Raw genomic sequence first — 20,805 nt, 5'->3', positions numbered from 1 at the left:
ATAATATTATTTAGAACTAAGAAATAGTTATCAGATGTAAATGTGATGTGCCCCCCAAAAAAAAGTTAGACTTTTGTGTTTGAAAAAATAGGGGGGTTATTTTTCATATTCGTGTATAACACGTTTTATAAGAGCTTCTTTACCAGGGCCTGGTTCAATCATTGATAAGAAATGACGGGATGAAATTGTGGTCATCAGATCAATTAGATATCTCACGCTTTCATCAGATCCAAGAATAGTATCTTCTTTACCAATATGTTTAAGGATGTAATGCTTGTAGTATTTAGCCGTACTATTAGGTTTCCAACCATTTTCTTTTAGTTCATTGTATAATTTGTCAAGATCTAAAGTAATGGTGACCTTCGTAGGTAAATTAATGTTTTCATTTTTATCCATGAATTTGTACCTCCTATTGCTGATAACATACTTCAATGTAGAAACAAAGACAACAAGTAGGTATGTAGCAGGCGCGAGTGTATGGGAAAATGATTGAGGGGTTGCTAAAATGTTGGAAGTATTAAAGCTGTAGATTTAATTTGCAATTGTATTGAAGATCGTAACAAGAATCTATCTAATTAGAAAAGTTCATAGAAACGGTTTTTGAGGTTTATTTTCTTAAGGCAGATTGTTTTATAAGACCTTGAGTGATGTGAACTCAGGTGATTTGAATGATGAATTAGAAAATGGTATTACCGAGGTTTCTGATAAGAATAGAGTAAATCTTGGTTGCATAATATTGTGTGCAAAACAGATGGATGTGCTCACTGCGTTGTGAACTGTTCAATGTGTATAATTATGTGATAAAAAACACTAAAATATGTATAATTATGTGATTAAATGCACCAAAACATGTGATACACGATAAAAGATAACTCAAAATATAACAGAACAGCAGTGAAACTAAGCGTAGAAACAACAAAGCGTTAATACGGCTGCAATATCTAATAGCGTAATGCAAGATGAAAGGTGAGTAATCATAGAAAGGCTGATTATATAGATAAACTTATAGAACTTGCGATGAAGGAGAATAATTGAGAAAGAAAGATAATCTACAAGGGAGAAGAGAGAAAGAGAAAGAAAAGCAGGAACATACTCCCACAGATGAGAAAAATCCACTATATTGTGAATCACATGAGCAAATATGTGAAAACCTTAACAGTGCAAATAAAGAATTGTACAAGTATAAGGTTTTACAATTGAGTGCGGAAATCTTTTCCATCTTAATGATTATTGGAACTGCTTTTATGGCATCCAATAAGCTACAGCTTTTTGGATGGATCACCTATTGTTTTGCAATTCTGTTTCTTGTTGGAGTTTCTCTTATTTGGGTTATTTGTGTTATTTGTGTTATTTGGCAACGCAATCTACACAGTCGTTTTCGTAGTGAAAATGTAGATTGTAACAAATCTTTTCTTAGCTATGGCAAGCAACGGTGGAAGGGTAGAATCTCGCTGATTCTTTGTTGCTTTTTTGTGTTAAGTGGTATTCTAACTGCATTTTTTGAAATAACTGCGTTGCATCTTCCAAATCGGTGGCTTTTGCAGACTTGGGTATATGTTATATGCGCGGCAATGCCAGTTGTTTGGATGATTACGATTGCTCTTGAATGTGTTTTCTATAATCTCTATCTTATTTCGCGTATACGGAAAATAGGTATAAGAATTGTACTTCGTTATCTATCTGTTCTACTTTGCGTATTGATTATCTTAGGTCTTGGATTTTTTGACGTTTTATTTATTGTTGGAAGATATTCTGTGAAACAAAATGATAATGGTACATACACAGAGCACGTGGATGATATGTATGCTCCTTTTGAGTATTATCTTTATAAGCCTGAAGGTCCATTTTTCCTTAAGTATCTTCGACCAATGAAAGATTCAAGTGATACTGATCCAAAAATAAGTGAATCTGAGTGGTATAGCAGAATAGATCGCAATAACAGGAAAGATACAAGATTAAAAGATGCAAGATTAAAGGCTGAAGAGCAAGAGAAAAATTCCGATTTGCATGATGACACTGAGCGTGATTTAGAATCAAAGAAGGAAAGAAATGCAGCGCTTAAGATATTTGATAAGTATTTTGCGGCGAAAGGCTTTGCGTTCAAGGAGAACTATACCGCCAAGGGGGATATGTACTTTGTTCTGAGTGAAAGCCGTTCGGACATTACTTATCTGCAGTATAACAGGGACTCTCAGGATGGAAAATGTGGTCTTTATATTCTGTTTAAGGCTTCAAAATCTTCAAATGGAAGCTGGTCGCCGAGTGATGCTGATATGCAGAACACCTACACGTATGAATATAGCACTGGGCTAATTGCAAAGAGCAGTAGGGCATATTGGTAGTAGGGTTTATTGGTAGTAGGGTTTATTGGTAGTAGGGCAGAGTGGTTGGATGCCAGAATCGAAGAGTGTCGGAAGATTGCTAGATAGTGATTGTCAGATAGTAGCATCCATAGTTGCGTGCTCTAGTTGCTTATGTTTTAGGGAACAAATCGGTGTAAAAATTGTAAAAAAGTTCCCTACATTATTTGCATTCTTATACTGTTACAGTTGGTAACTATAGTGTTTCACCTTGTTTCTTTTTCCGCTGTAAATTATTTGTTAGTTTGTAATTAGGCGGTATCTAAATCAAATGTTTCAATACTAATTTGGTTTCCGTCAAGTAATTTCATTATGTGTAATAACTGATTTGAAAGGAGTTGTGTTATGAGTAGTGTTATATCTTTGGGAGAAAAAATTAAAAAGGCTCGTCTGGAAGCTGGGTTGACGCAGGAGGAGCTTTCGGAATTATTGATGGTATCTCGTGCTGCTGTAGCAAAATGGGAAACGAATCGGGGTTTGCCAGATATAGAGAATCTGAAATTTATTGCATCTGCTCTAAGCGTGAGTGTTGATTATCTTTTGGATGAGAACAGTAGCGTTGATTTTTCTATTACTAAGAAGCCTATTAATCTCAATAAATATGGTTTCGACGGTAGGTTGAGCGGTTTTAAGAAGTCGAAAATTAAAGAGCAGATTGTTCTAGATGAATATCCTGATTCAGAAATCAATATGCTAACTGTTGTTAAGACTTATAACAGTTCATCTGAGAAAATGGTGGATAATTTTGTTGGATGGTTTTCTACTCTCCTTGGAGGATTGCCATTGTTTGGCATATATGATTTCAGTAAAGCTGTTGCCACTATTGGGGCTGATCAGTATTATTTGGTGGATAAAAAAGATAAGCAGTATTTCGTGCTTGTAACCGATGAGTATATTATTAGCAGAATTATGGGAGTGGCGTTTAATAGTAAAAAGTTCCGTATTGGAGATAAAGAATTTATGAAAGTTGGTAAGCTTCGTAATAAGTAGTAAATGGGTGGGTGGGTCTGGTTTTAATATTTTTTCTCATAATATTTGTTGACAAAAAACATGATTAATGGAGAAAAGGCGACTGAAATAGCTAAAAGAGCAGCTGGCAAATATGATTTTGTGATAAATGCAATTATGGCAATTATTCCCATTAGGTGCATCAGTATGAATGCCATTGTTGCATTTACTTTATCTTTGATTTTCTCGTTTCTTTCATCGTTCACATTTATTTTGTAGGTGTGGTCTTTTTCCATCATCTTATAGTGCATGATTTTTACGCGTGAAAGTGAGATAATTGCAACAAAAACAACCGACAGTGCAATTTCTACGGATTCGTTCAGTTTAAGAGTGAGTGCAAGAATTAATCCGCAAATTCCTATTACATATCCTATGTACCAAAAAATTATGGGTTTTTTGTTTTTCATTTTTTATCTTCCTCGTAAATAAATATTTCTTCGATTGTTAAAGCAAAGTACTTAGCAATTTTGTATGCCAATATGATTGACGGGTTGTATCTTCCATTTTCCAAAGAACCGACTGTTTGTCTTGATACTTCGAGTGCGTCGGCAAGTTCTTCTTGGGTTATTCCTTTTTCTTTTCTAATTTGTTCAAGTCTATTTTTCACATTACATTCTCCTTCCTAATGGAAAGTTAGCTTTACATATAAGATAATCGTTTTGAAAGCAAATGTCAAGTTAGCTTTCCATGGTTGGTTTAGGTATTTTTGTGGGATGTGAATTAGAAGTATTGGTAAGCCTGAAGGAGTGTGAAAAGTATAGTTTGCTAGTAAATGAAGAGATTGGCATTGATAAACCTGTAGTGTGCTTGCGCTTTGACTGAGCTTGAAATTGCATAACGCATTTCAAGCTCAGTCAAAGCGTGATTTGGCTTAAGGCATAAAGTCCAGTGGACTTTATGCGCCAAATCAGCCGAACGGCTACTAATAGCCGTGAGGAATAGCGCGGCTAATCCGTGCGAACGATATTCCTGATTTTTCCCATTATTTGTTTCACGACACACCCGAAAAGCTTTCCTTAAAAAAACCTGGGAAAATTCTTCAAAAACCTTGAAATGCGTATTTTTACGGTTTGATAGCGATTTATATGTAAAATTTACGGCAAATAGTATTAGTTTAGTAAAATCACAATAAAATATTTAGAACAAACCTTAATGTTAGCTGAATGTTTTAGTTGATTTTAGGTAGAGCATGTTGTATCTTTTAAGTCAGTTACCGATGAATCCCTAGTTCTCGGTTACTACGCGGGAAACCGCAAAGGCAAATTTTTCTATGCGCCCCTAACGCATAGGAGAAGAAGAAAGGAAATAAAATGATGAATAAGAAGGCTATCGCCGCTTTCGCTGCTGGCGCAACTTTGCTTGCTGGCTTTGCAATGGCAACCCCAGCATTCGCTGCTGATGCCGCTAAGGAGCCAACTGTTCAGGAGCAGAATCTTGCCCTCGCGCAAGCTCAGCTTGCTACTGCTAAGGAAACTCTCAAGACTAAGCAGGAAGCTCTTAAGAAGGATAATGAGGATATTGCAGCTTACGTGAAGCTTTATCCAAATCTTAATGAGGCTGGCTTAAAGGAACAGGCTAAGAAGGATGCCGCTGATAATTCTGCCGCTAATAATGCTGCTGCTAAAGCCTATAATAAAGCTAACGAGAATCTTGCTAATGATACTAAAGCTGTGAATGATGCTCAGGCTGCTGTTGATGCTGCTCAGAAGCTTGTTGATGCTAACACTCCAAAAGTTGAGCCTTCTAAGGATGCAAAGCGTGTTGCTCTTGCTAAGTTGGATGAAGCTAAGGAGAAGTTAGATAAGGCTAAGGAAGCTAAGGATAAGGCTTTTGCTGAGGCTGATGCTGCTTTCAACGCTAAGCATGATGCTGAGAATAACTTAAAGGCTGCTCAGCGTGCTCTTAAGGATTACCAGGATGAGAATGCTAAGGATAAGGGTTCTCGTGCTTACAATGCTGAAGTTGCTAGCTTGAAGAAGGTAATCAATGAAGCTAATGAAGCTTTGTCTGCTGCAAAGACCAAGTTTGCTGATGCAGATAAGGCTTTCAAAGAGGCTGCTGGTAAGTTTGGCGAGGCTTTGACCGCGTATGCTGGTGCTTACAAGAATGCTCAGGCTTCTAAGGCTGATGTTTCTACGTATCCAACTCCAGCTTCTTTGGCTCCTCTTTCCACTGACTATGTGTATGGCACCAACTTTGTTCCATCTGCAACAGTTCAGCCAGGTAAGCCAGGTGCTGCAAAGCCAGGCAAGCCAGGTCAGGCTGCTGGCCAGGCTGGTGCCAATGGCTCTGCTGCTGGTGCTAAGACTGAGGTTGAGAACAAGAAGGACAAGGACAAGCGCGGTAACACCCACACTGGTACTGGTGTTGGCGTAACTTTGACCGCTTTGGCTGCCACTATGCTTGCTGGCATGGGTGCTGCTGTTCGCAAGGCTCGTCACTAAGCATTGCACGCATTAGCTAATGCACGGCTACGAGCGCTTGTAGTGTTAGTAGCTTTGTAAACGCTAATGTTATACTTATGGTGGTTGTGGGTTCTCCTGCAACCACCATTTTTCTAACTAATTGAATATATAAATTAATCAAAATTATTATAAATCGAGGCGACGTTGCCTATGTGTTTTAAAAATCATAATTCGCAAACTGATTCTAAAGTTAAAACTTGTAAAAAGTGCATAGACGATTGTAAAGAGTGTATAGATAAAAAACTTTAGACAGTATTAGTGATTGGATAGTATCCTTTTACGTAGTTTTAATTGCTATACCAGTATCAGCGGTATTTATATTTTATAAAACCGATACTTCTATTGGTCGTTTATTTATTCTTCTATTTATGCTAGCTGCCTATATTACTATTATTTTCTTTTATGTATATGCAAAAAAGTTGAATGTACAGAAATTCAAGATGATTTAAAACCTAATACCTTGTATATGTTGATTCTAACGACACTTGTGGGTTTATTTGGGATTATATCTACCTATATTCAGTCAGATGATTATATTAAAATCAATGCACTTGTTATTCTGGTAATTACTTGTTGTCTTGGTGTTAAAGTGAAATCTTACAATAATAAATATGCTTTAATTAAGATTGATATAGACTGTATGAATACAATGAATAAATATTCAAAGACTAATGGATGTGAAGAAGAGAGTAAACTTCTTGTTAAAAGGAAGTCTTATCTAAAGTATTATAAGCTAATGGAAACGTGTTATCTTATGCTGTCCGCATTATTTGTATTTGCAACATCTGTATTGGGCAAGTTCTATTAACTCATTACAGAGTGAGTCTGCGTCGTCTGCTGTTCTATCAATGGCTATGTAGTTCTTTTATTCCCGTGTATGCATAACGTGTTGCTATGCAAACACGGGAACACGTTTTACTGGCTTCAATTCTGTCTATTCAGTCTTTACTGTTATTATCTGTGTTATTCTTATCCATTCGTCGCTATAACCTTGTTGAGAGATTAGAGCTTTGAGTGTGTTGCTTTCGGTTTTGTTTGCTACTAGGGGCATTCAAAACCGAAAGCTTTTTTGTTTTTGTTCTATTGGTTTCCATACTGCGTTTTGGGCGTTTTGAGCGTTTTGAGCGTTTTTGTGTATAGCTAAAACCTTATACGCGATTTTGCAATTCACATACGCGATTTTGCAAGTCACATCTGCATTTGTTATTTAGCTGCATTGTTATTTAGTACACCTTGTTATCTCATTTCTTTTTTACCAAATTGTGTTATTGCAATCAAAAATACAAACACAGATATTGCAATTGCACATGGCAAAAATGGTATAAGATTAAATCCGTTTCCTAATCCTGTTGATGTAACTGCATGTAGAGAGCGGGAAACCATATATCCGCTGTAACAATAAGGATAAACTACCCAAAGTGGAGTATTTGCTATTAATACGCCAGGAATTACAAGAAGTATATTTAATCCAACGGATAGCATTGACTTTTCAAAAAGCACAGTAATCGCCCACATGACTATTACGCTTGGAATCATAGTCAAAAACAGATCTAAACACCATTTTAGTAGATACATAATTGGGAGTGTTTCTGTAACTCCTGTGCTACTGGTTGCAAACAATCCTGCTATAACGAATACAGCAAAAAATACGACCATTTCCATAAGCAAATAAAATAGCAGTACGCAAAATTTTGCAGCAGAAATCGCGTATCTGCTAACAGGCAGTGCCAGCATTTTTAGTATTCCGTTATTGCTTGTTTCTCGTCCTGCAATCATCACGCAAACAACAATCATACTAAGCGGAAGCAGATAATATGAGTAGACTAATGCGCTTTGAATAAACATAGCAGCCCATGCGTGTGTATATTCTGGAGTAAAGTAGCTATGAAGGCTTGCTACACCAGATCCAACCACAAGTAATGGCGCAATAAAAATCAAAGGAATAATTTTACTACGCTTTACTTTCTTAAATTCGATTCTAAGAAGTTCAAAAAATCTCATTTTCATAATCTCCTTATTCATAGTTATATAGTGCAAGTTTTTACTTATAGTGCGTGTTTTTATTCATAGTGCAGGTTCTTAGCCGCCCACAATCCAGAACATAAAAACAGAAGTGTTTCAACTATGGATACGATTACGACCGTAGTATTAGGTTGCGCGCTCATGGCAACTGCTGGTTTTAGCATAACTATAAAAGGTGATGCCATAAAAAGCACAATGTCTGAAGAAGCCAATGCCATGCCGCTTAAAAATCCTGCTACACCAATTCCAAGCGTTACCCACATGTTTTCAAATCGTGATGATACAAAAATCATAAAGGACAATACAGGCATTGACGTAATAAATGAATATGCAGCAAAAGATATAAGAGTACTTACATTAAACGTACCTTGTGGCAAATCTGTTACACCGATTTTTGCAAGTGCTAAATTTTGTATGCAAATAGCGATTAGTAATAGAACAGTCAGCAGCATAAATTTGCATAGGTACATAGCAGGAACGCTCATAGGCAGCATATGCATCTTTTTTACTGCATTTCCCTTAAATTCCATGTTGTAGATAATGCATGCTGCGACTATTATGCCGAACATGTTTAACACCATAATCATGCCGTAAAGCTGTGTAAGAAGAATATCCATAGGAGCTAAAGGCAGGTTTAATAATGTATTTTTTCGTACAATAAAATTCACAAAAGCGTACGCTGCTCCCATAACGCCAATAGCAATCATAAGAGCTATAAAGCCAGTTCTCTTGCATTTTTTTAGTTCGATTACAAGCGTTTTCATAGTCTTGCACTCTGCTTCCTGATCTTATTGTCTTCATCAATCATGGATAGGAACATATCTTCCAAATTGTCGGAAGCAAAACCAGATTGTAATGCATTCTGTCGTAGTTCATCTAAACTACCTTCAAATAACAAGTGTCCGTGATTAAGTATTCCAATATCATCTGCAATAAGCTCAATTTCGGATAGCATATGAGAAGAAATAAGAATCGTGCAATTGTAAAGATCTGGCAGCGACTTAATCAGATTTCGGATTTCGTGTATGCCAGATGGATCGAGTCCATTTGTTGGCTCATCTAAAATCAAAATAGGTGGTCTACCAAGCAATGCTCCAGCAAGACCAAGCCTTTGCTTCATGCCAAGCGAATATTTTTTTGCAAGACGGTCTGCAAACTCAGAAAGACCTACTAATTCTAATGCGTCATCAACTGCACTCTTAGGTAGTTCTAAAATGCGACGTATAATGTCAAGATTTTCTCTACCTGTTAGATTTGCATAGAAAGATGGTGATTCAATAAATGAGCCTATTTCTTTCAAAATAGGTATGCGGTCGGCAGGAAACTGCTTTCCATCGATTGTAAATGCACCTTTTGTTGGAGCTGTAAGCCCTAGGAGCATTTTCATTGTTGTAGATTTTCCAGCTCCATTTGGCCCAAGAAAGCCGTAAATGCTACCTTTGCGAATATGAAGTGAAACATCATTAACGGCAATAAATGACTTATATTTTTTTGTTAAATGTTCTGTTGTAACAATATTGTTCATGGCAATATCTCCTTTCAGGATTTATGATATTGCGTCAACCTTTCTACAACATTCTCTTCACCTTACATCTACCTTACATTTTTATGCGAGGTCAAAAAATGAATATTCACATGGCATAATATATGTTAGGGGGTTCTCCATGAATCGGAATGATTATTTATTGAACAAGCATCTGCTACTTGTTGATGATGAGCAGGAACTTCTAGATATGGTTGTATCCATATTAAACGAATACGGTTTTTATAATATAACGACTGCAAAAAGTATAAAAGATGCAGTAGAGGCAACACAAAAATTACGTCCAGAATTAGCAATCCTTGATGTTATGCTCCCCGACGGTAATGGGTTTGAGTTAGTGAAGCAGATAAAACAATATAGTGATTGTCCTATTTTATTCCTTACTGCTTGCGGTGAAGATGAAGATAAGTTTAAGGGATTTGACTTAGGAGCAGACGATTATATTGTAAAGCCGTTTCTTCCAAAAGAGCTAACGTTTCGCATTATGGCAATTTTAAGACGAAGCTACAAGAGCGAAAATCCCATTGTTAAACTGAAAAATAGTCAGATTGATTTTTCTTCTGCCCAAGTAATAAAAAATAACGAACATATTCCACTTACAGCCAAAGAATATGATTTACTTTCTGCACTTTATAGAAATGCTGGATGCATTGTAACAATTGACGCGTTATGTGAAGCTGCATGGGGAGCTAATCCTTTTGGATATGAAAATTCTTTAATGGCACATATACGTCGTATCAGAGAAAAAATAGAACTCAATCCATCGCAGCCTGTTTCTTTAATAACAGTTAAAGGCTTAGGATATAAGCTGATTGTGGAGTAAAGCAGAATGAAAAGCATACCAAAACTAATACAACGCTTTATAAGTATTTTTCTACTAAGCTCTGTGCTTATAGTATTAATGAATATTATTGCGTTTATTGTACTTATAGGAAATTACGCTCCCGATAAAGAGATGTCTCCTTATAGCATAGCCAAAGAGACGGGAGAAGCATTGCAATTATCCGCAAGTGGGGATTATGCATTATCAAAAAATATGTCTTCCAAATTGACAAATTCTGGCGCATGGGCAATTTTGATTGATAATAATACGTTGAAAGTCGTATGGAAAACAGAAAATGTTCCTGCGGGTATTCCAAACGACTATACTTTGTCTGATATAGCTAATTTGAGCGTTGGTTACATTGATGGTTATCCAACTTACACTGGCAAAAATAAGGATGGAGTTGTAGTAGTCGGATTTCCGCACAACAGCTTTTGGAAACATACGCGACCAAGTTGGAACTACAGTTTAATCTCAAATTTTCCGCAGATTGTTTTAAGCGTATTATTTATCAACATTTTGCTGATTCTTGGAATTTATTTAATAGCTAATATAAAACTACTAAAATCAATTAATCCGATTACAAAAGGGATACAACGTTTATCTAGTGGAGAAAGCGTGCATATTCCAGAAACAGGAGCGCTTTCAGAAATTTCATCTAACATAAATTCTGCTTCCGATATTTTGCAAATACAAAAAGAACAATTGAGAAAAAGAGAGACTGCAAGAGCAAATTGGATAGCTGGGGTTTCGCATGATATTCGTACGCCGTTATCTATGGTGATGGGATATGCGGGACAGTTAGAAAATTCTCTCCATATTTCGCAAGAAGATCGTAAAAAAGCGACGATGATTATTAAACAAAGTGCCAGAATGAAGAATTTGATTAATGACCTTAATTTGGCTTCAAAACTTGAGTACAATATGCAACCAATTATGAAAAAAGAAGAAAATGTTGTTGCTGTTGTTAGGCAAGTTGTTGTGGATTTTATGAATATGGGTATGCAAGATGAGTTTTCGATTAAATGGGAAACGGACGCAGAATTGACTGTTTGCAATATTAATGTAGATAAAGATTTATTAAAACGAGCAATATCTAATCTTATTCAGAACAGCATATCTCATAATGAAAATGGGTGTACGATTTATGTATCCGTTGCTGCAAATAATAATAATTGTATTATTTGTGTTGAAGATAACGGTATAGGTGTTTCAGATGAAAAAATCGAAAAGCTTAATCATGCACCGCACTATATGATTTGCGATACAAGTACTGCAGAGCAACGGCATGGTTTGGGTTTGCTGATTGTTCAGCAGATTATTGGCGCTCATAATGGAACAGTTGATATAAGTAGAAGCAAATACGGTGGGTTTAAGGTTGAGTTAACAGTGCCGAGTAAAAAATGTTTCTAACATATTTGCGATGATGCTTATAAAATTGTGCTTATAAAATTATGTCTTAAAAATGATGCCTAATAATCATATTTGTTAACTGTATAAGTATTATCTTTGTTTTGGCTTTTGATTAAATACTTCTAAGCGCAAATCTTAAAAAATGGCGTATTTCTGCGCGTGTTGAGAATGTATCTATAGTTGTATAATATACTATGTATTGTTTATTTATTCAATATTATTTATTCAATATATGACCGTGGGAGGTCGCTATGACTAATAAGAAGCGTATTGTATTGGCGTATTCGGGTGGCCTCGATACATCTGTAGCAATTCCGTACCTTAAAGAGCAAACAGGCCAAGACGTTGTAGCTGTTTCGCTAAACGTTGGTCAAGGTGGAGAAGCGCTAGAAGTGATTAAAAACCGCGCTTTAGCATGCGGTGCTGTTGAATCGTATGTAGTTGATGCTCGCGAAGAATTTGCAGATAACTATTGCATGCTCGCATTAAAAGCAAACGCACTTTACGAAGACGTGTATCCTTTAGTTTCCGCGCTTTCTAGGCCGCTTATTACTCGTCACTTGGTTCACGCAGCGCACGAATTTGACGCCGATACAATCGCCCACGGTTGCACGGGCAAAGGAAACGATCAAGTTCGCTTTGAAGTTGCAATTCAGTCTTTGGACCCAGATTTAAAGGCAATTAGCCCAATTCGTGATTTGTCGCTTACTAGAGATGTGGAAATCGCTTTTGCAAACGAGCATAATCTTCCGATTACTCAAAGCAAGAAAAGCCCGTATTCCATAGACCAAAACGTTTGGGGAAGGGCAATTGAAACAGGCTTTTTGGAAGATCCGTGGAACGCTCCAACTGAGGAATGCTACTCTTACACAAAGAATCCTTTGGAAGCTACAACTCCAGACGAAGTTACAATCACGTTTGAAAAAGGCGTGCCAGTTGCAATTGACGGCCACAGCGTAACTGCGCTTCAAGCAATCGAAGAGATGAACAAGAGGGCAGGCGCTCAAGGAATCGGCAGAATCGACATTATTGAAGATCGTTTAGTTGGCATTAAGTCTCGCGAATTGTACGAAGTTCCAGGCGCGCAAGCTTTGATTACGGCTCATCAAGAGCTTGAAAATTGCTGCTTGGAGCGCGAACAGCACAGGCTTAAGCGTGATCTCGATAAAAAGTGGGCGGAATTTGTGTACGACGGCCAGTGGTTCTCGCCAGTTGTGCGTTCTTTGAACGCGTTTATAAACGAGACGCAAGAGCGGGTTTCTGGCGATATTCGCATGACTTTGTACGCAGGAAAGGCTGTTGTAACAGGCAGAAAGTCGAATGAGTCTTTGTATGACTTTAACTTAGCTACTTACGATTCTTCCGATACCTTCGACCAGCGCGCTTCCAACGGATTTATTGAAATCTACGGATTGTCTAGCAAGGTTGCTGCGGCTCGAGATATGCGCGTTGCAAAGAACAACTGAGAACAACTAAAAAGAGGAAAGCGAAAGAAGAATAACTATGCACGATGCGAATGCCGATGCAAATTCCAACACAAACCATCCAATAGCCTTGTGGGGCGGCCGTTTTAGCTCGGGGCCTTCTGCAGAGCTCGCAAAGCTTAGCAAGTCAACGCAATTTGATTGGCGGTTAGCGGATGACGATATTGCAGGCTCTCGCGCGCACGCACACGCATTGCATCGTGCAAGTTTATTAACAAATCAAGAATATGCAGATCTTTGCAAAGCGCTAGACGAGTTGCAAAAACGCGTAGATAATGGCACTTTTGCGCCGATTGAAGAAGACGAGGACGAAGCAACAGCATTAGAGCGCGGTCTGCTTGAGATTGCAGGAAGCGAGCTAGGTGGAAAACTTAGGGCTGGACGCTCTAGAAACGATCAAATTGCAGCTTTAATACGCATGTTTTTGCGCAGACACTCGCGCGTTTTGGCTGCTCTCGTGTTAGATGTTTGCAATGCTTTAGTCGCTCAATCTTTAGAAGCAAAAGACGCTGTAATGCCTGGGCGAACTCATATGCAACACGCTCAGCCTATTTTGCTTGCACACCAGCTAATGGCCCATGTTTGGCCGCTTTTGCGAGACGTAAATCGTCTTGCGGATTGGGATTTGCGCGCAAACGAAAGTCCATACGGAGCAGGCGCTTTGGCTGGCAACACTCTTGGCTTAGACCCCGAAGAAGTTGCTAAAGAGCTTGGTTTTTCTGCTGTTTGTGCAAACTCGATTGATGCTACAGCAAGCCGAGATGTTGTTGCGGAGTTTGCGTTTATTGCATCTATGATTGGCGTTGATATTTCTCGCTTAAGCGAAGAGATTATTATATGGAATACTCAAGAGTTTGCGTTTGTGACTTTAGACGATGCTTATTCTACGGGTTCTTCGATTATGCCTCAAAAGAAGAATCCAGATATTGCGGAGCTTGCTAGAGGCAAAGCTGGGCGATTAATCGGAGATTTAACTGGATTAATGGCCACTCTTAAAGGTCTTCCAACCGCTTATGCGCGCGATTTGCAAGAAGATAAAGAGGCGGTTTTTGACCAAATCGACACTCTAGAAGTTTTGCTTCCAGCGTTTGCAGGAATGGTTAGAACAATGCGATTTAACACGCCTCGCTTGCTTGAGCAGTCTGCAACTGGTTTTGCTCTTGCTACCGACATTGCAGAATGGCTTGTAAAACAAGGCGTTCCTTTCCGCAATGCGCATACGTTATCGGGATTATGCGTAAAGCGCGCCGAAAGTCTTAAATGCGATTTAAGCGATTTGAGTAATGACGATTATGCAACGATTTTAGACGGCATTATTGATGCAAATAAAATACCAGATCTTAGACTTGTTCTTTCTAGCTATGGCTCTGTTTCTTCTAGATGCGGCAAAGGCGGAACAGCTTTTGTGCGCGTAAAAGAGCAAATTAATCAAGCTCAGCTTGCGATTAGCGAATACAAGAAATTCGCTGAATCTGTAAGCTACGGAACAGCTTATAAGAGTGTCTCCATGTGCTGCCAAAATTGAAAGGCTTGTAGCGCGCAAATGCGCCCGATATTTTCGGTAATTTTTGCAATAATAAGGAGATATAAATGGCTCAGGTGAGGAATTACAAAGAGGCTGGATTTGCTTCTTTGTTTGAAGAGCTAAAGTGGCGTGGATTGATTTCTCAATCTACAGACGAACAGCAACTTGCTCAAGCACTTGACGGAGAACCATTAACTTATTATTGCGGCTACGATCCTACTGCTGCATCGCTTCATATTGGCAATCTTGTTCAGCTTATTAACATGCGTCATTTGCAAGCTGCAGGCCATCATCCTATTGCTTTGGTTGGCGGTGCTACGGGCTTGATTGGAGATCCGCGTCAAAGCGGAGAGCGCACGCTTAATTCCAAAGATATTGTTGCTGGCTGGGCGGAGCGTTTGCGCAAGCAAATTGGCCGCATCTTGCCTCTTGATGGAGAGAATCCTGTTCGTTTTGTAAGCAACTACGACTGGGTTTCTAAAATGTCTGCTATCGACTTTTTGCGCGATGTTGGCAAGAACTTTAGAGTTGGCACAATGCTTTCTAAAGATATTGTTGCTCGCCGCTTAAACTCCGACGAAGGTATTTCGTTTGCAGAGTTTAGCTACCAAGTTTTGCAAGGAAACGACTTCTTGTATTTGTTTGATAATTACAACGTTACTTTGCAGCTTGGTGGATCTGACCAGTGGGGCAATTTGACTTCTGGCATGGATTTGATTCGTAAGGTTCGCGGAGCTTCTGTGCATGTGTTTACAAGCCCGATTATTACGGATAATCAAGGTCGTAAGTTTGGCAAGTCGGAGGGTAACGCAATGTGGCTCGATCCTACAATGCTTAGCCCTTATCGCTTCTATCAATTCTGGTTTAATCAGCCAGACGATGAAGTTGTTAAGCTTCTTAAAGCTTTTACGTTCTTGCCTAAGAGCGAGATTGAGAGTTTGGAAAAGCAAATTCAAGAAGACCCAGGAAGTCGTGAAGCTCAGCGTGTGCTTGCTTGGGAAGTTACAAGCTTTGTTCACGGAGAAGACGTTACGAATCAGGCGATTGCTGCTTCTGGAGCGCTTTTTGGTAAGGGTGATTTAGACGATATTGACGAGCAAACTCTTGAAGCTGCTTTGGATGGTGTTAAAGTTAAAGCACAAGATGGCACTTTGGAATTTGCTAAAGCGCATGTTGCAGATCGTGTTGTTGAAGCCGCTGTTGCTGCTGGATTGTTCCGCACTATTTCCGAGGCTCGTAGAGCTATTGAAGCTGGAGGATTGTACGTTAACAATAATCGCGTAGAAAGCGTTGATGACGTTTTGAGCGATAGCTCATTCTTGCACGGTCGTTTTGCTTTGATTCGTAGAGGCAAGAAGGCTATTGGTGCAGTTGAGCGCGCGTAGTTTTTAAGTGCGCTTGATTTGTTTTTAGCATTAGATTTTTAGTATAATTTTATATTTTAAACTTTGAAAGGTATGCCAATAATGGGCGAAGAACGCGGATCGCGTAGTGGTAAGTCGTTTGGTAATCGTGGCCATTTTAGCCGTCAAAATGGCGGTAAGAACGGGGAACATCGCGGAGGATTCCACAAAGGTGGGTTCCATAAAGGTGAGGAAAATCACGGCGGTTTCCACAAGGATGGTTTCCACAAGGATGGATTCCACAAGAGTGGCTTTAAGAAGAACGGTTTTAAGAAGAACGCGGATCGCAAGTTTGATGGCGATAGTGAGCGCAGGTTTGAGCGCGATAATCGCAAGTTTGACAGAAAAGATAATCGCGAAGATAGGTATAATCGCGAAGATAAGCGCAATCGCGATAATCGATACAATCATAGCGATTACAATAAGCGCGCGAATCGTGGTTTTGAGTCTGATTCAAAAGAATCAGGAAATCCAAGATACAAGAAGTTTGATCGCGATAATCGCACAGAACGTGGCGAGCGCAGGTTTGATCGCGATGGTGAGCGCAGGTTTAACCGCAATAATAATGACAATCGCGGCGGATTCCACAAGAGTGGATTTAAGAAGAACGATTCTAGAAAGCGCGATTCGAAGTCGTCTTTCCGCTTTGAAAATGGCCCTCGTAGAAACTCGGATGGAACTGTTTCTTACCCATCTCAAAACCCGTATACCGATAGGCGCCCAGGCGAGCCAAAAATGCCTAAGGGCTTAGAATATTCAATGCTTTCTAAGGAGTCTCGCGAGCGTTTGCGTGGTCTTTCTAAGGAGCATTCCGAAAACATTGGCTTGCATATTCTTGCTGCATACGCTTTGCAAGACGAAGATCCAGAGCTTGCTTTAGAACACGCAAAGTGGGCTGCAAAGCAGGCATCTCGCATTGATTTTTCGCGCGAAACGCTAGGATTTATTGCATACCGCCAAGGCGATTATAAGCTTGCTGCGCGCGAGTTTAGAACGGCTATGCGAATGAATGGTTACACGGATTATCTTCCATTTATTGCCGATTGTGAGCGCGGTATGGGCAACCTCGATAAAGCGCTAGAAATTTGCATGTCGGACGAAGCTAAAAGCGTTAGTGGCGAAGTTAAAGCAGAAATGTTCCTTGTGTATGCAGGCGTTTTGGCGGATACAAACCATGCAGATAAGGCGATTGAGCTTGTTCACGCAATGGGCAGGTCTAAGGGCTTGCCTGGCGAGTATAGAATGCGCGCTGTGCAAGCGGAGCAGTACTTCCTTGAGGAGGCTGGGCGAAGCGATGAGGCGATTGAGCTTGACACTTTGCTGGATCGCTTAGAAGAGCAGTATGCAGATATTGAAGACGAAGAAAATCCAGAAGATGTTGTGATTGACTACGATTTGGAACATCTTAATGATGCGATTATGGACGAAGTTGGCATTAGTGAAGATGATGCGCAATTTGCTCCAGATGATGATTCGGACGATTCGGATGACTCGGACGATTATTCAGACGATTCGGACGATGCTCCAGATGATGATTCAGACAATTCAGACGAAGATTCACAAATCGCAGATAATACTGAAACTGTAGAGATGAATGCAGTTAAGCCTAAAGAGGAATAGTACAAGTCATATTCTCTAAGCCCAGCTTCTGTATTGTAAAAGTATAGTAAGCTGGGCATTTTCTACTTTGGTATTCTTAAAATCATGTGGGGATATTCTATGCAACTTGATGAACGAGCAAATTTTTCAAATAGTAAATCTGCGTTAAGCAAGGATTTTCGCTTAGCTTTGCTTGACTTAGATGGCGTAGTGTATAGAGGCGGAAAATCCGTTGAATACGCTGCTGAATCAATTGAAAATGCTCAAAAAAATGGCATGTTTGTTGAATACACAACTAATAATTCTTCTCGTTTTCAAGAAGTTGTAGCAAGTCAGCTAGAAAGTTTTGGCTTAAAAGTAGAGCCGTGGCAAATAATAACGTCTTCGCTTGTAGCTGCTCGAATGGTTGCTCGCTATGTTCCAAGCGGCTCAAACGTTTTAGTTCTAGGCGCAGATCACCTTGTGCAAGAGGTTAAGCGTGCTGGTCTTAATCCTGTAAAGTCTTGTAAAGACAATCCGCAGGCTGTAATTCAAGGCTGGTATCCGCAAATGACTTGGCAAGAAATGGCACAAGTCGCTTTTGCTGTAGAGAGTGGAGCTAAGTATTTTGTTACTAATCGCGATTTAACAATCCCGCGTGAGTTTGGTATAGCTCCTGGATGTGGTTCCATGATTCAAGCTGTAGTAAATGCCACTGGAGTAGAGCCTATTGCGTCTGCAGGAAAGCCCGAGTGCGCAATGTATGACGAAGCGCGATTGCTGGTTGCTGCAAACGCAAAGCACAATGATGAAGATGTTAAAGAATATGCGCAAAAAGACGAATTTGGAAATCCGCTAATAAGCATTGAGCGCTCGCTGGCTGTAGGAGACAGATTAGACACAGACATTGAAGCAGGTACCAGAGGAGGGTATAAGTCGCTTCTTGTTCTTACGGGCGTTACAAATCCGCGCATGTTACTTGAAGCTCCAAAACACTTGCGACCAAGCTTTGTTTCTAAAGATTTAAGAGGACTAAACGAGGTGCATGTTGCTCCAAAGCGCGTTGACGATTCTACGTTTACGTGCGGCGATTCTAGAGCGCAAATCGTTAGTAACTCTATTGAAGTAAACAATCCTAACGATTGCAACGCTTTGCGAGCTGCTTGTGCGCTTGCTTGGAGCTTAATAGATAGTGGAAAATCGCTTGAAGATTACATTCTTCCAGAGTTTTCTTTGTGATTTGTGACTTTGCGATTTGTGATTTTAAGCGAGGTTTTTAATGCTAGACGAAGATGATTTAGCTCAGCGCTTAGACTGTGCGCTTGTAAATCGTAGTTTAGTAAAAAGTAGAACTACATCTCAACGCTTAATCAAGTCTGGAGTAGTAAAAGTAGATAATCGTATTGTTAAAAAATCGTCATTTTTAGTGAAAAAATCGCAAAAAATAAGCCTTGACGAATCAAAAAAAGAAAATTCTTGCATTAAATACGTTTCTAGAGGAGCGCTAAAACTCGAAGGCGCATTCCGCTTATTTGAGAATTTGGGCTTAAAAGTTGATTCAAATACTAAAGCATTAGATATTGGTGCTTCTACTGGCGGTTTTTGCGATTATTTGTTGCAAAATGGCGCAAATAGCGTTATAGCTTTAGACGTTGGGCACGGTCAATTGCACCCAAAAATCGCAAGCAATCCGCGCGTTATTGAAATGAGTGGCGTAAATATTAGAAATGTTTACGCTCAAGATTTGCCATACAAGCCGAATCTTATAGTCTCCGACGTCTCTTTTATATCTCTTAGCTTTGTTATTCCAGTAATTGCACGTATTGCGCAAAATAACGCGAATATTGTTCTTCTTGTAAAGCCGCAATTTGAAGTTGGTAAGGGGAATCTTGGCAAGCGCGGAATTGTAACAGATAAAAACTTAAGACTTAAAGCCTTAGAAAATATTAAAGAATGCGCTAAAAACAATTGTTTAAGCGTTATTGCAACTCATGAATCTCCTATAGAGGGAACTCACGGAAACGTTGAATATCTTCTTTATGCGCAATATGTAGTGCAACAACTAAAATGATGATTAACTTTTGTAAAGCTACAAATAAAGCTACAAATAAATCTCAAAGGGGGCGCTATGCAAGAACGTTTAGAAGGGAATTGTACTTCTCGCAATGCTCTTGTGGTTACTCATGCGCGTCTTGATAGCAACAGTGCTGTTGTAAATCAAGTTACTACTCAACTTAAAAATGCTGGTTTTAATGTTAGCGTGTTTCATAGTGCTGCAATATCGGATTTTGCTCAAAAAATCGCGCAAGTGGTAGATAAAAATACAGAAATTGTTGTTGTGCTAGGTGGGGATGGCACAATGCTTCAGGCTGCAGAATTGGTGCATTGCACTCCTGTTCCAATAATTGGAATAAACCTTGGGCATGTTGGTTTTTTGGCGGAATTTGAAAGCTTCCAAATAGATGAGGCTGTGCGCAGAATTGCTCAAAAAGACTACTTCTTAGAGCATAGAATGGAAGCGCATGTAGATGTTTGGCTTCCTGGAGCTAGCGAGCCTTTAAGTGATTGGGCGCTTAACGATATTACTTTAGATAGGGCAGATCGCGGGCGAATGGTGGAGCTTTCGATTCGCGTTGACAATGTTGAAATGTCGTCTTTTGGATGCGATGGTGTGATTGTTTCTACGCCTACTGGTTCTACTGCGTACGCGTTTTCGGCAGGTGGCCCGATTATGTGGCCAAACGTTGAGGCTTTGCAACTGGTTCCTTTGGCTGCGCACGCACTATTTTCTAGGCCGCTAATAATCGGAGCAGGATCTACTTTTACGATTGATATTTTGCAAGAATCATCTTCTGGTGGGTGGATTTGCTGCGATGGAAGGCGTCAAAGAGCTTTGCCGCAAGGTTCTAGGATTCAAATTAGGCAATCTAAAGATGAGTTGCTTTTAGCGCGACTTTCTGGAGTTCCGTTTACACAAAGATTAGTCACAAAGTTTGATTTGCCAGTTGTTGGATGGCGTGAAAATCGCCGAAAAGTGGACGCTAGACCTAAGATTTATGAAGCAAATCTTCATAATGAAACCGATAGAAATTATGAAGATGGTGTAGGCGTAAAAAACGCGGATTGTAACGCGGATTGTAACGCGGATTATCCAATCGTCCCTAATAATCTAAACCTATAG

At 39.4% G+C, this 20,805-nt stretch carries 18 protein-coding genes; 12 read left to right on the top strand and 6 right to left on the bottom strand.

The genetic code is table 11. From position 1 onward, the window contains the following. Nucleotides 1–96 precede the first annotated feature (96 nt). Nucleotides 97–396 (bottom strand): hypothetical protein, encoded by a 300-nt coding sequence (locus HXT23_RS03625; RefSeq protein WP_016842135.1) that lies wholly within the window; start codon nucleotides 394–396, stop codon nucleotides 97–99. Nucleotides 397–1,031: 635 nt separating this feature from the next. Between HXT23_RS03625 and HXT23_RS03620 the strand changes: the two genes are divergently transcribed. Together HXT23_RS03620 and HXT23_RS03615 are read left to right on the top strand one after the other, a co-directional pair. Next, nucleotides 1,032–2,342 (top strand): YcxB family protein, encoded by a 1,311-nt coding sequence (locus tag HXT23_RS03620; protein ID WP_422112699.1) that lies wholly within the window; start codon nucleotides 1,032–1,034, stop codon nucleotides 2,340–2,342. A gap of 363 nt (nucleotides 2,343–2,705) precedes the next feature. Then, complete coding sequence (locus tag HXT23_RS03615; protein ID WP_422112698.1) at nucleotides 2,706–3,350, top strand: helix-turn-helix domain-containing protein; 645 nt, start codon at nucleotides 2,706–2,708, stop codon at nucleotides 3,348–3,350. A gap of 23 nt (nucleotides 3,351–3,373) precedes the next feature. Here HXT23_RS03615 and HXT23_RS03610 read toward each other — a convergent pair whose 3' ends face one another. Next, nucleotides 3,374–3,775 (bottom strand): DUF2178 domain-containing protein, encoded by a 402-nt coding sequence (locus HXT23_RS03610; protein ID WP_422112697.1) that lies wholly within the window; start codon nucleotides 3,773–3,775, stop codon nucleotides 3,374–3,376. Continuing rightward, nucleotides 3,772–3,975, bottom strand: coding sequence for a helix-turn-helix transcriptional regulator (locus tag HXT23_RS03605; RefSeq protein ID WP_422112696.1), 204 nt, complete (start codon nucleotides 3,973–3,975; stop codon nucleotides 3,772–3,774). The genes HXT23_RS03610 and HXT23_RS03605 overlap by 4 nt, the downstream gene beginning before the upstream one ends. Before the next feature lie 703 nt (nucleotides 3,976–4,678). On the opposite strand from HXT23_RS03605, the gene HXT23_RS03600 reads away from it, so the two are divergent. After that, nucleotides 4,679–5,812 carry a hypothetical protein gene (locus tag HXT23_RS03600; protein ID WP_410294057.1) on the top strand — a complete coding sequence of 378 codons (1,134 nt, stop codon included), beginning with the start codon at nucleotides 4,679–4,681 and terminating at the stop codon, nucleotides 5,810–5,812. 1,257 nt (nucleotides 5,813–7,069) lie between these two features. Here the strand turns inward: HXT23_RS03600 and HXT23_RS03595 are convergent. The 3 genes from HXT23_RS03595 to HXT23_RS03585 are packed head-to-tail and all read right to left on the bottom strand — an operon-like array spanning nucleotide 7,070 to nucleotide 9,380. Next, nucleotides 7,070–7,834 (bottom strand): ABC transporter permease, encoded by a 765-nt coding sequence (locus HXT23_RS03595; protein ID WP_415701531.1) that lies wholly within the window; start codon nucleotides 7,832–7,834, stop codon nucleotides 7,070–7,072. Nucleotides 7,835–7,893: 59 nt separating this feature from the next. Then, nucleotides 7,894–8,619, bottom strand: coding sequence for an ABC transporter permease (locus HXT23_RS03590; RefSeq protein WP_102155501.1), 726 nt, complete (start codon nucleotides 8,617–8,619; stop codon nucleotides 7,894–7,896). Further along, complete coding sequence (locus HXT23_RS03585; protein WP_116285719.1) at nucleotides 8,616–9,380, bottom strand: ABC transporter ATP-binding protein; 765 nt, start codon at nucleotides 9,378–9,380, stop codon at nucleotides 8,616–8,618. Before HXT23_RS03585 ends, HXT23_RS03590 begins: the two co-directional genes overlap by 4 nt. Before the next feature lie 139 nt (nucleotides 9,381–9,519). On the opposite strand from HXT23_RS03585, the gene HXT23_RS03580 reads away from it, so the two are divergent. The 9 genes from HXT23_RS03580 to HXT23_RS03540 all read left to right on the top strand — a co-directional run bounded on the left by HXT23_RS03580 (nucleotide 9,520) and on the right by HXT23_RS03540 (nucleotide 20,805). Then, nucleotides 9,520–10,221, top strand: a complete 702-nt coding sequence (locus HXT23_RS03580; protein WP_422112695.1) for a response regulator transcription factor — start codon at nucleotides 9,520–9,522, stop codon at nucleotides 10,219–10,221. A 6-nt stretch (nucleotides 10,222–10,227) separates the two neighbouring features. Further along, nucleotides 10,228–11,634: a sensor histidine kinase gene (locus HXT23_RS03575; RefSeq protein WP_016784742.1), complete on the top strand. Its 1,407-nt coding sequence runs from the start codon at nucleotides 10,228–10,230 to the stop codon at nucleotides 11,632–11,634. Between the two features lie 251 nt (nucleotides 11,635–11,885). Beyond that, a complete protein-coding gene (locus tag HXT23_RS03570; RefSeq protein ID WP_422112694.1) occupies nucleotides 11,886–13,100 on the top strand; it encodes an argininosuccinate synthase in 1,215 nt (404 codons plus the stop codon). Between the two features lie 37 nt (nucleotides 13,101–13,137). Then, nucleotides 13,138–14,643: an argininosuccinate lyase gene (argH, locus tag HXT23_RS03565; protein ID WP_422112693.1), complete on the top strand. Its 1,506-nt coding sequence runs from the start codon at nucleotides 13,138–13,140 to the stop codon at nucleotides 14,641–14,643. Between the two features lie 65 nt (nucleotides 14,644–14,708). Then, nucleotides 14,709–16,028, top strand: a complete 1,320-nt coding sequence (gene tyrS / locus HXT23_RS03560; RefSeq protein WP_422112692.1) for a tyrosine--tRNA ligase — start codon at nucleotides 14,709–14,711, stop codon at nucleotides 16,026–16,028. An 81-nt stretch (nucleotides 16,029–16,109) separates the two neighbouring features. Further along, a complete protein-coding gene (locus tag HXT23_RS03555) occupies nucleotides 16,110–17,666 on the top strand; it encodes a hypothetical protein (protein ID WP_422112691.1) in 1,557 nt (518 codons plus the stop codon). Between the two features lie 99 nt (nucleotides 17,667–17,765). Then, nucleotides 17,766–18,863, top strand: a complete 1,098-nt coding sequence (locus HXT23_RS03550) for an HAD-IIA family hydrolase (RefSeq protein ID WP_119529265.1) — start codon at nucleotides 17,766–17,768, stop codon at nucleotides 18,861–18,863. 40 nt (nucleotides 18,864–18,903) lie between these two features. Then, nucleotides 18,904–19,695: a TlyA family RNA methyltransferase gene (locus HXT23_RS03545; protein ID WP_422112690.1), complete on the top strand. Its 792-nt coding sequence runs from the start codon at nucleotides 18,904–18,906 to the stop codon at nucleotides 19,693–19,695. Between the two features lie 57 nt (nucleotides 19,696–19,752). Further along, entirely contained in the window at nucleotides 19,753–20,805 is a 1,053-nt protein-coding gene (locus HXT23_RS03540; RefSeq protein WP_410294066.1) for an NAD kinase, read from the top strand.

This window comes from Gardnerella sp. DNF00257 (assembly GCF_049262745.1).
In the GTDB taxonomy this organism is placed as follows: domain Bacteria; phylum Actinomycetota; class Actinomycetes; order Actinomycetales; family Bifidobacteriaceae; genus Bifidobacterium; species Bifidobacterium piotii.
The sequence above is the reverse complement of the archived record's forward strand: the minus strand, read 5'-3'. Positions and strand labels throughout refer to the sequence as shown.

Coding starts and splice junctions, on each gene's coding strand:
- HXT23_RS03625 (WP_016842135.1), bottom strand. CDS start 396: ATGGATAAAAATGAAAACATTAATTTACCTACGAAGGTCACCATTACT.
- HXT23_RS03615 (WP_422112698.1), top strand. CDS start 2,706: ATGAGTAGTGTTATATCTTTGGGAGAAAAAATTAAAAAGGCTCGTCTG.
- HXT23_RS03610 (WP_422112697.1), bottom strand. CDS start 3,775: ATGAAAAACAAAAAACCCATAATTTTTTGGTACATAGGATATGTAATA.
- HXT23_RS03600 (WP_410294057.1), top strand. CDS start 4,679: ATGATGAATAAGAAGGCTATCGCCGCTTTCGCTGCTGGCGCAACTTTG.
- HXT23_RS03595 (WP_415701531.1), bottom strand. CDS start 7,834: ATGAGATTTTTTGAACTTCTTAGAATCGAATTTAAGAAAGTAAAGCGT.
- HXT23_RS03590 (WP_102155501.1), bottom strand. CDS start 8,619: ATGAAAACGCTTGTAATCGAACTAAAAAAATGCAAGAGAACTGGCTTT.
- HXT23_RS03585 (WP_116285719.1), bottom strand. CDS start 9,380: ATGAACAATATTGTTACAACAGAACATTTAACAAAAAAATATAAGTCA.
- HXT23_RS03580 (WP_422112695.1), top strand. CDS start 9,520: ATGAATCGGAATGATTATTTATTGAACAAGCATCTGCTACTTGTTGAT.
- HXT23_RS03575 (WP_016784742.1), top strand. CDS start 10,228: ATGAAAAGCATACCAAAACTAATACAACGCTTTATAAGTATTTTTCTA.
- HXT23_RS03570 (WP_422112694.1), top strand. CDS start 11,886: ATGACTAATAAGAAGCGTATTGTATTGGCGTATTCGGGTGGCCTCGAT.
- argH (WP_422112693.1), top strand. CDS start 13,138: ATGCACGATGCGAATGCCGATGCAAATTCCAACACAAACCATCCAATA.
- tyrS (WP_422112692.1), top strand. CDS start 14,709: ATGGCTCAGGTGAGGAATTACAAAGAGGCTGGATTTGCTTCTTTGTTT.
- HXT23_RS03555 (WP_422112691.1), top strand. CDS start 16,110: ATGGGCGAAGAACGCGGATCGCGTAGTGGTAAGTCGTTTGGTAATCGT.
- HXT23_RS03550 (WP_119529265.1), top strand. CDS start 17,766: ATGCAACTTGATGAACGAGCAAATTTTTCAAATAGTAAATCTGCGTTA.
- HXT23_RS03545 (WP_422112690.1), top strand. CDS start 18,904: ATGCTAGACGAAGATGATTTAGCTCAGCGCTTAGACTGTGCGCTTGTA.
- HXT23_RS03540 (WP_410294066.1), top strand. CDS start 19,753: ATGCAAGAACGTTTAGAAGGGAATTGTACTTCTCGCAATGCTCTTGTG.